The organism is Neptuniibacter sp. UBA6509, from assembly GCA_002435145.1.
In the GTDB taxonomy this organism is placed as follows: Bacteria; Pseudomonadota; Gammaproteobacteria; order Pseudomonadales; family Balneatricaceae; genus Neptuniibacter.
This window is the reverse complement of record DJLT01000077.1, coordinates 1-14,493: the sequence shown is the minus strand read 5'-3', so window position 1 is coordinate 14,493 and position 14,493 is coordinate 1. Positions and strand designations below refer to the sequence as shown.

The 14,493-nt window shown below is 41.5% G+C and carries 16 protein-coding genes; 5 read left to right on the top strand and 11 right to left on the bottom strand.

Annotated features, from left to right (window positions below; genetic code table 11):
* The first annotated feature begins 57 nt into the window (after positions 1-57).
* Complete coding sequence (locus B4K11_RS09645) at positions 58-990, top strand: DMT family transporter (RefSeq protein ID WP_292954701.1); 933 nt, start codon at positions 58-60, stop codon at positions 988-990.
* A gap of 57 nt (positions 991-1,047) precedes the next feature.
* Here B4K11_RS09645 and B4K11_RS09640 read toward each other — a convergent pair whose 3' ends face one another.
* From B4K11_RS09640 to B4K11_RS09615, 6 genes are all read right to left on the bottom strand, one after another.
* Entirely contained in the window at positions 1,048-2,481 is a 1,434-nt protein-coding gene (locus B4K11_RS09640) for an aldehyde dehydrogenase family protein (protein WP_292954698.1), read from the bottom strand.
* A gap of 139 nt (positions 2,482-2,620) precedes the next feature.
* On the bottom strand, positions 2,621-3,328 hold the full coding sequence (locus B4K11_RS09635) for a DUF445 domain-containing protein (RefSeq protein ID WP_292954695.1): 708 nt from the start codon (positions 3,326-3,328) through the stop codon (positions 2,621-2,623).
* A gap of 76 nt (positions 3,329-3,404) precedes the next feature.
* Positions 3,405-3,608: a hypothetical protein gene (locus tag B4K11_RS09630; protein WP_292954692.1), complete on the bottom strand. Its 204-nt coding sequence runs from the start codon at positions 3,606-3,608 to the stop codon at positions 3,405-3,407.
* 30 nt (positions 3,609-3,638) lie between these two features.
* A complete protein-coding gene (locus tag B4K11_RS09625; protein ID WP_292954689.1) occupies positions 3,639-3,776 on the bottom strand; it encodes a hypothetical protein in 138 nt (45 codons plus the stop codon).
* 362 nt (positions 3,777-4,138) lie between these two features.
* Positions 4,139-4,348 (bottom strand): cold-shock protein, encoded by a 210-nt coding sequence (locus B4K11_RS09620; RefSeq protein ID WP_292954686.1) that lies wholly within the window; start codon positions 4,346-4,348, stop codon positions 4,139-4,141.
* A gap of 724 nt (positions 4,349-5,072) precedes the next feature.
* Entirely contained in the window at positions 5,073-7,085 is a 2,013-nt protein-coding gene (locus B4K11_RS09615; protein ID WP_292954683.1) for a methyl-accepting chemotaxis protein, read from the bottom strand.
* A 582-nt stretch (positions 7,086-7,667) separates the two neighbouring features.
* Here B4K11_RS09615 and B4K11_RS09610 point away from each other — a divergent pair.
* Entirely contained in the window at positions 7,668-8,252 is a 585-nt protein-coding gene (locus B4K11_RS09610) for a cytochrome P460 family protein (RefSeq protein ID WP_348703278.1), read from the top strand.
* Positions 8,253-8,729: 477 nt separating this feature from the next.
* Positions 8,730-8,885, top strand: a complete 156-nt coding sequence (locus tag B4K11_RS09605; protein ID WP_292954680.1) for a DUF2986 domain-containing protein — start codon at positions 8,730-8,732, stop codon at positions 8,883-8,885.
* 155 nt (positions 8,886-9,040) lie between these two features.
* Here B4K11_RS09605 and B4K11_RS09600 read toward each other — a convergent pair whose 3' ends face one another.
* Positions 9,041-9,607 carry a TetR/AcrR family transcriptional regulator gene (locus B4K11_RS09600; protein WP_292954677.1) on the bottom strand — a complete coding sequence of 189 codons (567 nt, stop codon included), beginning with the start codon at positions 9,605-9,607 and terminating at the stop codon, positions 9,041-9,043.
* A 211-nt stretch (positions 9,608-9,818) separates the two neighbouring features.
* On the opposite strand from B4K11_RS09600, the gene B4K11_RS09595 reads away from it, so the two are divergent.
* Positions 9,819-10,328: an HPP family protein gene (locus B4K11_RS09595; protein ID WP_292954674.1), complete on the top strand. Its 510-nt coding sequence runs from the start codon at positions 9,819-9,821 to the stop codon at positions 10,326-10,328.
* A gap of 27 nt (positions 10,329-10,355) precedes the next feature.
* Here the strand turns inward: B4K11_RS09595 and B4K11_RS09590 are convergent, their stop codons facing one another.
* On the bottom strand, positions 10,356-10,841 hold the full coding sequence (locus B4K11_RS09590; protein ID WP_292954671.1) for a CreA family protein: 486 nt from the start codon (positions 10,839-10,841) through the stop codon (positions 10,356-10,358).
* Positions 10,842-11,138: 297 nt separating this feature from the next.
* On the opposite strand from B4K11_RS09590, the gene B4K11_RS09585 reads away from it, so the two are divergent.
* Positions 11,139-11,552 (top strand): MmcQ/YjbR family DNA-binding protein, encoded by a 414-nt coding sequence (locus tag B4K11_RS09585; RefSeq protein ID WP_292954668.1) that lies wholly within the window; start codon positions 11,139-11,141, stop codon positions 11,550-11,552.
* A gap of 25 nt (positions 11,553-11,577) precedes the next feature.
* Here the strand turns inward: B4K11_RS09585 and B4K11_RS09580 are convergent, their stop codons facing one another.
* The 3 genes from B4K11_RS09580 to B4K11_RS09570 form a co-directional block, all read right to left on the bottom strand.
* Positions 11,578-12,729: a sirohydrochlorin chelatase gene (locus tag B4K11_RS09580; RefSeq protein WP_292954665.1), complete on the bottom strand. Its 1,152-nt coding sequence runs from the start codon at positions 12,727-12,729 to the stop codon at positions 11,578-11,580.
* Between the two features lie 57 nt (positions 12,730-12,786).
* Positions 12,787-13,902: an aminotransferase class I/II-fold pyridoxal phosphate-dependent enzyme gene (locus B4K11_RS09575; RefSeq protein ID WP_292954662.1), complete on the bottom strand. Its 1,116-nt coding sequence runs from the start codon at positions 13,900-13,902 to the stop codon at positions 12,787-12,789.
* Positions 13,899-14,493, bottom strand: a 595-nt coding sequence (locus B4K11_RS09570) for a CobD/CbiB family cobalamin biosynthesis protein (RefSeq protein ID WP_292959343.1), incomplete at its 5' end; no start/stop codon positions are given. The genes B4K11_RS09575 and B4K11_RS09570, both read right to left, overlap by 4 nt.

The following is a 14,493-nucleotide window of genomic DNA, read 5'->3' as shown; positions in this document are numbered from 1 at the left end:
ATTTAATTATAGCCTCAATTCAAGGATGATCTAGCCTCACTCCAGAATTGATGAACTATGACCTCACTTTCAAAAGCGCGATCAGCCACAGCTCTCTACTTAGTTGTCATTAGCAGTTCCTATCCGCTGGCTAGCTGGCTTGCAGATAAAGTTGACCCACTCATGACTGTACTCTGCCGATTTTGGATAGCAGGTGCCGCGTTAGGAGTTATCTATATAGCCCGTAATACGAAACTACCTAAGCTTCCACAAAAAGATGAATGGTGGCGCTTGCTACTTCTAGCCGCCCCGTTAGCACTGTATTTTATATCGACGTTTACCGCCGCTAAGACGCAATCTCCCGTTGTGTTAGCCGTTTTATTCACAATAGCCCCTCTCACACCGGTTCTAGTAAGCTTCTTACGACAGCAACGCGCATCTGCTCAAATAGTGCTTAGTATGCTTTTAGGGTCAGTGGCAGCCATATATATTGCTGTGGGTGGAAGCCTTGAGGCACTCAATCAAGCCAAAGGAGAACCTTGGCTTTATATTTATATTCTCAGCTGCTTATTATTTACCGCCAATCCCTTTTTAATAAAAACAGTAGGAAAAGGAATGCCTCTTTTATGGCGGTCCGTTTGGATTCTTCTACTATCAGGCGCAGTGATGCTAAGCCTTCTGATCATCAGCTTGGCTTTTGACCTCAAGCTAATCCAAACAAACATACCCTCTTCGGATGCTTGGTTCGCCATCATTTGGATTAGTGTTATTTGTACGGCGGCTCCGATGTTCCTATACCAATACGCTGCTCACAGTTTGGATACTATTGAACTCGGTGGTTGGCATTTCGGACTGCCTGTACTTGTGATGCTGGAGCAATCAATCTGGATGGGAAGAGGCTTAACAAGTGGTGAAATTATTGCAGCTTTAACAATCATCCTCGCCCTAGCGCTTTTAACTACCCCCCTAAAGCGCCTACCAGGATTTAATAAAGCCACTAACACACCCTAAATTAAATACAAAAACGCACCTCATCAGGTGCGTTTTTTCATATGGTATAAGCAAGCATCAATCTCTTGGGATACTCCCCAACAGCGCTTTAGTCTCCATAAACTCTTCCATTCCGTAACGCCCCCATTCACGGCCATTACCTGACTGTTTATAGCCGCCAAAAGGCACCCTCGCATCAACTGGCGCACCATTAATATGCACCATACCGGTACGCATCTGCGCCGCAACGGCTTTGGCACGTTCAAGGTCAGCTGAATAGACACCACCAGAGAGTCCATAGATGCTGTTATTAGCAATCGTAATCGCCTCCTCTTCCGAGTCATAAGTCATAATGCTTACAACAGGACCAAAGATCTCTTCACGAGCAATTGTCATTTGCGGTGTTACTTCCGCAAAAACCGTAGGCTTGACGTAACAACCTGCCCCTAAATTATCTGGAAGCCCTGTACCACCGGCAACAAGAACAGCCCCTTCATCAACACCTTTCTGAATAAGCGCTTGTACTCTATCCCACTGTAATTTTGACACAACAGGCCCCATCTGAGCCCCCTCCACCATAGGATCACCTACCTGTATCGATTCAGCTGCGGCACGTGCAATTTCAATCGTTTCAGCTAAGCGAGCTTTAGGAACGAGCAAACGCGTTTTCGCATTACAGGACTGCCCTGTATTACCCATCACACCCTTGACGCTATGCTTGATCACCTTATTGAAGTCTGCATCATCCAGAACAATTGCAGCAGACTTACCTCCCAGCTCTAAAGATACCTTTTTAAGATTTGCAGCCGCTGCGATGGAAACCTGCTTGCCTGCCTGAGTCGAACCGGTGAAAGAGATTAAATCTATTTTAGGGTGCGCACTTAATGCCGCCCCTACAACAGGACCATCACCATCAACTAAATTAAAAACACCTGCTGGAACACCCGCTTCGTGTAGAATTTCAGCAAAAATATGCGCGGTACGAGGGGCAAGTTCACTTGGCTTAAGTACCATAGTACAACCCGCCGCGAGTGCAGGAGCGACCTTGCACGTAATCTGGTTCAGCGGCCAATTCCAGGGGGTAATCATACCGCACACACCCACCGGCTCTTTAACGATAGTCGCCGTACCAACCGCTTCACTAAAATCGGTCTTTTTAAGAACACTCAGAGCAACTTTTACATGCATAAGACCTGCCCCTACCTGCTCTTGGCGGGAAAAAACTATAGGCGCGCCCATCTCTTCAGTTGTCGCAATCGCTAGCTCTTCCGCGCGCTCTTCGTAGCATTTAATAATTCGCTCAAGCAACGCTACGCGCTCTGCTTTATCAGTTTTACTAAAGGAATCGAAGGCAATAACCGCTGCATCGACCGCCCTATCAACATCAACCTGGTCACCAAGACATATCTGAGAGGCAATTTCATCTGTCGCAGGATTATGCACATTACAAACATCTGAACCACTTGGCTCAACCCATTGACCGTTGATATAAAACTTCTTCAGATTATGCATAAAATCGCACCTATGATTACCTAATAAAATATACTTAACCTCTTAACTATAAGAGCATTATTTTAAGGTTACAAATTTCATTATATAAATAAAAAAGGCCACTCAATGAGCAGCCCTAATCAATCCTAAGATATTATTTCTATAAGCCTAGCATTGCTGAGAGCAAACCTATTAATCCACCAAATACGCCGCCCCAAACAACTAACCAACCTAAGTGTTCCTTGATCATTCGCTGCACAATCTCTTTAACCAACTGAGGGGTTAACTCATTCAAGCGCTGCTGAACGATTGATTCAACCTTGACACGCATCTCTGCCATCACATCAGGGCTTTCTAATTCATCACGTAGCATTTTGATGAAATGTTCATCCCGAGTCATCTCTTCAATAGAGAATTTCATTTTCTGAATGAACGGTTCTCTAAGTGGTTCTAAAGCATCAGTACCACCAACCATTGCCAACATTCCGCCAAACGAAGAGGCCTGGATAACATCAATCAAAGAATCAAACGTGGGTGAAAAATCCACTTTTTCAATAACAGGCGCTAAATGCAGGTCTGCTTGCTGGCCATTTTCACTACCTAGAAAACGCTCAATATTTTCTTCAGTAAAAAACTGTTCCATGAGCAACGATTTGATCCCAAGCTTAAAGTCCTCAAACCTAGCTGGGATAACACCTGAGCCATACAATCCAGGCACTTTCTCAAATAACATATGGACAGCTAACCAGTTAGTGAGCGCACCAGACAAAGCAAATAAGCCTATAGTGCGTAACACAACATCTTCAGCAATAAGACCCGCAGAAAATACTAAAAATGCTAAAAAATTAGTCAGTAAACTTTTATTCATAATGAAGGCTCCATACAGTACCGCGCATCATATTGAAAAATTGATACTTTTAAAAGAGGATCAAGATCTGGATGAATTAGCTATCGCGGTACTTAAGAATTAAACCAATGACTTCATGGTCACTTGCGACAGCAGCTAAAGACTCATTTAGAGTACGACGTTGAGGAAGCTGTATATTAAACTTATCGCGTAATAGCATTTTTACTTGATAATCAGAAGCCGGGTCAATTGGTTTACCCGCAAAAATACTTATACGTTCTAGAATGAAAGGCTTATCCATTGATTCAAGTTCACTTAATCTAGTAAAGACTTAATTAATAATGTCACAGAACTGATTGGTGGCATGCTCTGCAGGATAGTTTTTTGCCAAAAATGAGTCCATTGATTCGGCAGACATTAATCCAGTAATACGCTTCCACGTTTGCCGTTTTGACTTGTGCTCAGTCATAAGAGGCTCATAACAAGCCCATTGATCATAGTTTATACCTTCAAACTTTGATACACATAGATTTTCACTAAGATTCCTCAGCAAAATAGTTTACTCCTAATATATGGCTCTAATTAAGACCTAAACACCAATAAACATTGGTTCACGAGGCCAATAGAAATGACAAAAACTGTAAAAACCACATAAAAGGTAAAAGCAAAAAGAAGTTAAGCTATATAACAGAGAGGTAGCTGTAGACAGGCGTATAAAACGCTTTGGTATTTCAGATAGATAAATTAAAGCGGAGGGGAAAATAAAAAGAGCATGAATAATTCATGCTCTTCTTCATTTTAATTCTTACGAATTAAAAAAGTAATTCTGTCTTATACAGGGCGAATGTTTTCAGCCTGTGGACCTTTCTGGCCCTGAGTAACAGAAAATTCTACCTGCTGGCCTTCAGCAAGAGTTTTGAAGCCGTCACCCTGGATAGCAGAGAAATGAGCAAAAACGTCTGGACCAGACTGCTGCTCGATGAAACCAAAACCTTTCTCTTCGTTAAACCACTTAACAGTACCAGTTGTAGTATTAGACATGTTCGTATCCTATTTTAAATAAATAATGAGCTCTAATGAGCCAGTTTTGCACGATCTTTTACTTTTACTTATGAAAACAGGACGAGGAATTCAGGAATACTTCGAAATGGTTGTGCATAAATAGCGGAGAAATATCAAGCTGACTGAATCATATATAAAAAATTTATCAGAGTCAAGCATTTATAAAGCACGGACTCTTTGTGGTTTAACTAAGAGATAGTCGCTAGATAATGTGAATCACTATCTTTATTAAAATGATTCTTTAAACACATTCCAACGATTAGCCCTAAATGATCCCCTGCCTATTTCATCATCACTTTAGGCCCGCATATGTAACAATCACCTACACTTTCTGTTGATAGTTCCGAAGAAACAGTACTCCAACAAAGTCTTCCTTGATGAATACTCACCAACGGATGATCAGATACATAACTAGGTAGCTCATTTAACTCACCCGTTATATAGATTCTTATATCTGATTGATTTTTACCCTTTAAAAAAGATTGTAACCAACACAAACATGAAACATCCCTTTATTACCCAATAATAACACTCGGCGCATGTGCCAATGTTGGTAACGTTTCCATAAAGGGAAGAAAGCCAAGTGAGTCATTTCAAACAGGTACTTCATTAATGTAGATAAGAGTAAACAATAGGTGTTGTTTTTTGTAACCGAGTATGAGGTCAGCGTAACTGTATTTACGCCAACCTCAAGTTTTTTAAACTAACGGTTAGTGTCTAACTGCCGTAAGCGATCTATAGACTCCACTTCCCGATCAATATGATCCATTTCAGACTCAACATCAGAGATGTATTCAATACTGTCTCTAACTTGCTGATCTGCTCGTGAAGAAGACTCCACCAGACTCACCATTTCAGAACTTAATGTCTTAGAACTATCAGAAATCCTAGTCATAAAGGCTTCAGTATCTGTAATCGTCTCTCGGATTGAACTAATCGAACTAGTTACAGCATGAACCGTTTTTCCGGTTTCATCCAAACTGTGTTGAGTATTATGGGATAACTGTCTTACCTCATCGGCAACAACCGCAAACCCCCTACCCGCATCACCAGCACGGGCTGCCTCAATAGCCGCATTTAATGCAAGCAGATTGGTTTGGTCAGCAATACCTGAAATCACACTTAAGATGGACAAGACCTCTTCAGAATTCTGCCTTAGATCTTCAACCTTTGTATGCAACTCTTGTCTGTCATCAGACTGAGTTTCAATATCCTGGGAGAAACCTAAAAAGCGCTGCTGAATATCATTAAGCACACTACCGGTTGTCTGAGCATAGCCAGCCACCTCACCGAAACTATCCACCATCTTGCGAAGTAAAGGACGATACTCTCCCATACATTCAACCAAGTTACTTTGTAACTGGTTGATCTGCTCCAAACTATTAATACGGGAATTCAGAAAGTACTGGCGGAAGTTACTGTAGTGATATGGGAATTTATCCGCATACTCATCCTGAAACGACTCACCTTCCTTTACTTTAAAAAAGAATAATGCGGTGAGCGTTTGGTTCATATGCACACCTAATAATTCACCAAAGGTGGAAAAGCCTGCAACAGTAATATCTTTAAAATCATGAACCTGAGAGAGATTAACTGCATTATTCAACCGTCGTAATACACAGTCATTAGCCAACATAGCAACAGGCTGCCCTGATTTACCATGCATAAAGTTGCGATAAGCTTGTCCCGTCGCTTGCACAAAATCTTTAGCTTTGACTAGATAGAGTCTATCGCCAAACTCCAAATCACAGAAGAAAGCAATACTGCCATCATCTTCATTGATGGCTGCGATTGAACGAACAAATAGCTCCCCACCAATCTCAACCGCGAATGAATAACCGTTAAGCGCATCTCCAAGGCCAGAAGCGGAACACTTAAAGTGGTCACATAGCAGATCGACTATCGTAGAGAGTTCATGATTACCATCCGGAATAACTGACTTAACCACACGCGTATGGACATCAGATTCTGCAATGACAAAAGAGGTCGATGTTTTCTCGAAGTTATGAGCCTTCAATACACCATAGCGAGTATTTGCAGCCAATTTCACAAAAATCACAACAGCTTGGTTATGCGCAACCCGATCCCCGTCAAACACTAACGCTTGCTGAAAATCGAGTTTTCCTCCAGCTGAGCCTCCCACAAAATAGCAAGGGAATTGCCCGCTTTCATAAAGTCCCTGCATAAAGAAGTTTTCACTGGCAGATAAACCATCAAAAAATGTTAGCGCAAGCGTATCTTGGTAATTAATATCGAAAGGTACATTTATACGTTTGAACTCTTGAGAGAATTTTGCCACGCGCTCTTTGCGAGTCATCGTCACATTGCCAGAACGAATATCCTCACAGTGCAAAGGAATAGACCGGATAGCCACTTCCGAGAATATTTCGCTGCTATAACTTTGTATAACAATATGATCCCAATGACTATCAGCTTGATGATATAAAGAGCTACCACATGAGCTAAGCTCTCCGGCTGTCATTATTCCGACAATCTTCGATGCAGTTGGCATTGCAGACTGGATCTGACGAACAGTGCCCTCAAAATCTAAATGCGGTGAGATAAATGCAATGACTAATGATGTTGATGCATTTTCAAAAGCTAATGAAGACAGACTATCACTTGTAATCTCTCGACTACTAATTGATTTAACTTTAATAACTTGCTCTTCAACTGAAGAGTTTTTAGCAGTCTTGCTACGACTAAACCAGGACATACTTCATCACCTTTCTAATCACACTCCTTCCTTAGCCTAAAAAAGGAGCTATACCTTAAAACTAAGACCTTAAACCTTAAACCTTAAACCTTAAACCGCGAATACTGCAACTTTCTATACATTAGTAGCAATTAAAAACTTTATTGCCTCCCTTGAACAAGCACAGCCCTCAAAAATAATACTTAAGAACCACAAGAAATCAACTAAAGACTATGTTTTTATCTTTTTAAATCAAATAGTTAATAAAGAAATCAACGATATTAGCTGTACCTATTTAGACCCGACTTCTATCAACCACATAATTATTATAGATAGGATTAGTCAGAATGCATTTTCATCTTCAAAACTTAGCTCTACGTGAAATCGTAAAACGCTAAATGCTAAATGCTAAATGCCTATGCTATGAATTGACTAGGTACAGAATTAATAACCTTTCTAGCAACTAGTTGTGCACATAATAATTACCTAAACATGCAATAGTATTTTATTTTCTAACACTAAAAAATTCTCACTAACTTGACTTTTATATTTCATATTTTGATTTTTTTACTTGCTATACCAATTAACATGCACTAAAAATACATCTTAACAAATAGACATCGATATTCACCACATTACAAAAATAACTACTGTGAGGAGATCAAAATAAAAAAAACAACCGCACTTTTAGCAGGAATACTGACTACAACATTATGCTGGGCAGGACCAGGTGATAAGGTAGATTTTCCCGCTGAATACAAAACTAAGTTCACGCCTTATCTGTCTTTAAACCGTACACAAAATCATGATCAATACATACGTTTATACATTAACGACAAGGGCTTAAGCGGTATAGAGGAAAACGGTCAGCTGCCCTACGGTACTGTCATTATCGGTGAAGTCTATAAAGCCCAAAAAGATCAAGATGGTAAAGTTGTAACTTCCAGCTTAGGAGAACGACTGGCAAATAAATTCGCTCTAGTCGCCGTTATGGAACGCCGAGAAGGAGCCGCCAAGGAATACCCTAAAGGCTTAGGTAATGATGATTGGGATTTTGCTGCATTCAAACCAAGCGGTGAAAGAGCTAGCAAAGACCTAACAGCCTGTGCGGCCTGCCATGCACCTCTAACAGAATCCCATCACTTATTTTCCTATGATCATATAATTTCAGAACAACGCATGAAATAACCTCACTACGAATGAGGTCAGAGTGTGTACAGAAACACGCTCTGATTTTAAACAACTGAAGCGCTCAACCCTTATATCCATTACTGTTCATTGTTAATGAATTTCACTCTCTCATCTACTTACAGGTTTAAACGTCTAGACTTATAAATAATTCTAAATAAACAACATCATATAAATAAGACTCAATGCATGACTCAATCAAAAAAACACGCCAACTCGAGAAATAGAATTGATCGTTACGGCTACGCTCTTTTAACTTTAAGCGACAAGTTACAAACGAGCTTATCTCGCTGAAAAAAGGTTTTAACAGAGGGGTTTCGAATGCTTCCAAGTGTTACTGGACTCCTTATAAGCACTCCTATCAACATAAGCAGTCGTTCAGGCCATAATGAAGAGTGCTTAATATTCGATTTTCTCTGACAAAAACCTATAATGTGTCATTAGCCTAGTTTGGGCCTTAATTGTAAGAGCTACAAAATGAATCGTAAGAAGAAAATTATTCAGATCCAAAAGAAACGAGCTAAAAAAGCGAATGCTAAACTCGCGCCTCCAGGGAACAAACCTCGTTATATCTCTAAGGCGGAAAGAGAAAAACTGCAGGAAAGCAGTATCGAGCAAAACGAGTCAGCGTAAAGGCAGCAGACTCGCTTTCTATTCATTGATGGGGCCATGCTGAAAAGTAGCTAGAACTGCATAGATCAAATTAGCCAGAGCTTCATCTTAAACCATTAACACCCTAGTTCAGCCTAACGACAGCTTTTCTAACTGTTTAACTGTCTAAATGCCAACTACTTTAAAAGCATTAACGCGGTAGCCTTAGCCTTTTTAGCGGCTGAAAAATCTCCCTGCACATGAGCAAGAGTAATCGCTCCCTCCTTGAGTATACAAAGAGCATCCAGCAGAACCTGGCGTGAATCGTTATCAGGAATAAACATACTTAGCTGCTCAGCGATCAGTAAGGCTATTCTTTGTTTATGCTGTCGACATTGTCGATGTATCTCGCAATCAGGATCTGCATACTCACCGCTGACATTAATGAAAAAGCAGCCGGTAAAAGGCTGCAATTCCTCTACCCGATCATTAAACCAGTCATCTAACGCATCAAAAAGCGCCGTAACTTTTCCCTCTCCATCCTCTGCTTGGTTAAGTCGATTAGCCAACCAGTCATAAAAGCACTGATCTCTATACTCTAAAGTCGCAACAACTAAATCATCTTTACCTGAAAAGTGGTGATACAGCGTTTTTTTAGCAACTCCTGAATACTGTAAAACTTCATTAATACCAACGGCATGAACCCCTTTCTGATAAAAAAGCTCAAATGCTCCTGTAACAAGCAAACTTCTCTTTGATTCCATCAACCCGCCTCTACAGCATAAATATCAATAGGCATTTTAATGCTTAAGCTCACGGCTTAAACATACCCTAATTTTTTCTGCTCTATCCAAGCATTCGTCACTTAATGCAATCTACCTTGACAGAAGTAGACCGACCTGTCTACCATACAAAGTAGACAGATCGGTCTACAACTCTATTAATAAACAAAACTAGACATTGGGAAACTCAATAATGGAAAACTTCTTCGATAAACTTAGGGGAGATAATACACAGCTCCCACCCCTTCCAAGTAGGCAGAATATTCTTTTAGCATGGTTCGGTGGGTTCATAACAATAGCTGTAATCGCTGGGCTTGCTCAAAACTTCCAAGTAGCGCTTATACTGGGATCTTTTGGCGCATCTTGTGTACTCGTTTTTGGTTTTCCAGATGCCCCCTTCTCGCAACCGCGTAATTTAGTACTCGGCCATTTTTTAAGTTCGCTCGTTGGCCTTAGTTTTCTAGCACTTTTTGGCGCAACATGGTGGGCCTTAGCTATGGCCGTAGCAACAGCTATTGCGGTGATGATGGCAACACGTACCGTCCATCCACCTGCGGGTTCCAATCCAGTGATCGTATTTATGATGTATCCAAACTGGGATTTCTTGCTTTTTCCAACACTCAGCGGTTCGCTACTTATTTTACTAATAGCGCTCATCTACCTAAACCTAAGCAGAAACTCTAACTACCCTAAATACTGGTAGTTAGAGCTGTACCATAATGCTCCCATTCTATTTAGTCACTACGCCGTAGGCCTGGGTTCCCCATAGAGGGACTGTAGATAAGCTATGTTTATAGCTTCCAGAGGTCTCTTTAGTTGAGTAAGAAACATACATAAGTGTTTGTGACTGGCCATCGTAAATACGACGAATTTTAAGTGACTTAAAAAGAATACTTTTAGACTTTTTAAAGACCACCTCGCCTGATTTTGATTTGTCTATTTTACTGATCATCTCTGCGGTTATAGCCCCTGTCTGGCGACAAGCAATAGAACCATCACTGGGATCTGCAAAGTCCAGATCAGCTTCAATATTTGCTACATGGCAAGTTACCCCTGAAACTATCGGGTCCACCAGCACACTGATTTTGATATCTTTGGTAGTCAAAAAACCAAGTGAAACATCACCAACTTCATCATCACTGCACCCAGAAATAAATATCGATAATGCAGCAATTGCAAATAGCTTTTGACCTTTACAGCCCGCTCTGAAAAACATGTTTAAGTCCATTTTAAATTCAACAAGCCCTTAAGGGAGCTTTCTACGAATTAGAAAGCATCTATTAACTAGAAAGCGCCTATGAATTGGAAAGTATCTATTAACTAGAAAGTAGCTATGAATTTGAAAGTATCTAAGAACAAGTTTGTAATCGCAATAAAATTTGAGCCATCATGCGATCAGTTGTTAAATTAAAGGCAGCTTCGCAAACCTCGCAACATTTACTAATCTGGCTCTAGGTAAGCGTACTATCCAAAAGCTCACAGCTAATCAACGATAATCAAGATGAGGTGTAAAATGGACTTTGAACAAGCTAAAAATTACTGCCTTTCTCGCCCCAAAGCCGAGTTAGATTACCCTTTTGGTCCTGACGTTGCTGTGTTTAAAGTTAAAAATAAAATGTTTGGCTTACTCGGCATCAGTGGAGACACGGGTAAAGAGTTGGGTATCGAATATGCCGGCTATGCATTTATTAATTTGAAATGCGATCCAGAAGAAGCATCAATGTTAAGAGACATTTTCCCTGAGGTCATGCCTGGTTACCATATGTCCAAAAAGCATTGGAACAGCGTTGTTCTTAAAGATACTATGCCTGAAAAAGAGATAGAGAGACTTATTGACCGATCGTATGGGCTGGTAGTGAAAGGGCTTAAAAAATCAGAAAGACAACATTTGGAGTTGCTCTACTCACCCGAAGAACTCTATCGTTAATGAGCAGAGCAATTTGATCAACTCTTTACTTATGTGCCAACGCGTCCTCCGGCTTACATAGGAGAACACGCTCTTTTTCTTCATCTAAAATTTCTTGCGTAAACTGGCTCATAAAGCAGCAACAAACACCTTCACCAATCATAGTGCGTGGGCCTAATGGATGGCCAATATGCTTATACACACCATGTGAATGCCCATGCCCGTTATCATGAGAGTGGTTATGATCGTGCGAGTGGCTATGGCTGTGTGAATGAGAGTGTCCATGCTCAGTGCTTTTATCCAGATTTTCATTTGGATCAAATTCTGCATGATGATGGTGGATATCCACCTCTCCAGCAGCTAAGCGGCGCTGGAAAGAGTCCATTAAACTTTCAGTTCCGCTAGGCGCGTTATCATCCAGTATTTCACGTACCCGCACTTCAAATGCATCAATCACTTTTTCGTGATCATTCAGATAAGGCGTTTTAATAAATTCAAACGCTGGATTTTCAGCCGCAACTTTATCCACATAGCCAAAGATACGTTTGATCAGACGGCCCGTAAATAGGAAGTAAGGCGCTACAACAATACGCTTAAAATCTAGTTTCGTTAATCGCTCTAAACCCACGCCTACCGATGGATAGGTCACCCCAGAATAGACCGTATCAGCCCAACCAAAGCCCATATTTTCATTTACAATACGGGTTAACTTTGCCGCTTCAGCATTAGCTTCAGTATCTGAAGTACCGCGACCGACAACCACAAGCATAGTGTCATACAAATTTTCTGGAGGGTTCTCGGGATCAAGACCCAGTGATTCATAAATACGCGCTTGGAAAGCCTCGATCATCGCCGGGTGCAGGCCTAACTCTTTACCATAATGAACAGCGACCCCATCATTCTTTTCAGCATAGGTTGTCAAAACTGAAGGGATATCATTTTTAGCATGAGTGGCCGCAAACAACATGCCCGGAACCGCATAGATATCTTCAACCCCTTGCTCTAGCAACGAATTGAGCCCCATATGGATATTAGGTGCAGAAAACTCTAAAAAGCCATACTCTACCGGCATATCAGGAAAACGTTTCTTTAATCCTGCCGCTACTCGGCCAAACTCACGTTCTGCATCTTTGTCACGGCTACCGTGACCACACACCATAATACCTTTTTTAGGCACTGGGCTATCTCCAAAAAACATAAAAAATAATTGCTGAATTTTACCTAGCTGAAACTTAATTGCAGCCTCTTTTCTAGATCAATCCAACGTTAAAATATACTCACTTATAACTTGCTGTAACTTTTCAGTCACAGCAGCATCATTTTTATCTACGATGCCCAATCTCAGCAGACTGTAACCTGCTCGCTGAGGAGCTAAGTCATTCCCATCAATCACTCTAACTAAGACACCACGCTGAGCAAAAAAATCATAGAGTTGGTTGGCAAGCGAAGACTCTATCCACCCGCTATTAAAAAGCCCTGCGTTTCCCATCTTAGATATATCAGTCTCGATGAGATCTTCACCACGAGAAAAAACCTTGTGAAAAAGAGGCTTAAACAATTCAAGCATCGCATCACTGTTCTGCTGAATCCGCATCCGTGCTGTTTGCTGCCAAGAACTATCATTGAGTGCACTGACAGCAATCGCTTGGGCTGGCCCGTTTACTGCCCACGGGCCTAGATGCCCGCTTATGGTTTTCAACAGATCTGAAGGACCAAACAGAAAACCTAAACGCACCCCGGCCAGGCCAAAAAACTTACCAAATGAGCGCAGCACCCACAGATTATTTAAACGTGTAAACGCATCATAATCTGATAGAAGGCTCTGTTCCGGTTTTAGATCAATAAAGGCTTCATCAATAATTAGATAACCGCCTTCGGGCATCTGTTCAGCCCAATACATCAATTTTTCTGCGCTAAAGCTTAGCCCTGTAGGGTTATTTGGATTAATCACCACTAAGTGAAACGGCTTACCTTCAGCGAGTCGCTGCTCGATAACGCTGACCGATTGGTCATAATCATCCGCTGAATAAAAACAACATTCAGCACTCTTCTTTTGCCAGCTATCGCGATGCTCTTGGTAACCAAGATCCGGCAGTAAAACAGGGTGCGAAGGCAAAAAACCGGGCAAACATTCAATGACATGCTGAGAGCCATTACAGGCAAGGAAATCTGTAACGCCATAATACGCTGTCACTGCATCTTTGAACGCATCTGTTTGATAAGGGAGCTGCTGAAAACAGTGCTCACCCAATGATGGCAAAGGATAAGAGCAAGGATTGATGCCTGTTGAAAGATCGATCCAATCATCAACCGGCACACCGTATTGCGCACTTGCCGTGACTATATCACCCCCATGAATCAATTGGCTCACAAAGCGCTACTCTGTACTGAAACCACTACCGCCGTAACAAAATAGATAACCGCAATCCAAAACACCAACACATGGTTTACCAACTCACAGGCATCCTCAATACTTTTCGCAGAAGGAGCCTCTCCCTCTTCCGGACCTAGGGCTGGGCGCTGCTGTAGTTCACCGTGATAGATTGCTGCACCACCTAAGGAGACATTGATCGCACCCGCACCCGACGCCATAACAGGTCCGGCATTAGGGCTTTTCCAAGTTTTTGCTTGCTGACGCCACGCCTTAAATGCTAATTCGCTATCCCCCAGCAGGGAGTAACTCAAAGCGGTTAGCCTAGCGGGTACATAATTCAACAGATCATCCATACGCGCAGCACACCAACCAAACTGCAAATAACGTTCACTTTTATAACCCCACATAGCATCCAAGGTATTACTCAGGCGATAAAGAATCACGCCTGGAATTCCAAGTAAACAGAACCAAAAAATAGCGGAAAAAATAGCATCTGCCCCATTTTCTAGAACAGACTCAGTCGCCGCCGAAGCGATCGCTTCTTCTCTTAACTCTGAGGTATCTCGGCTGACAATCATTCCTACAGCC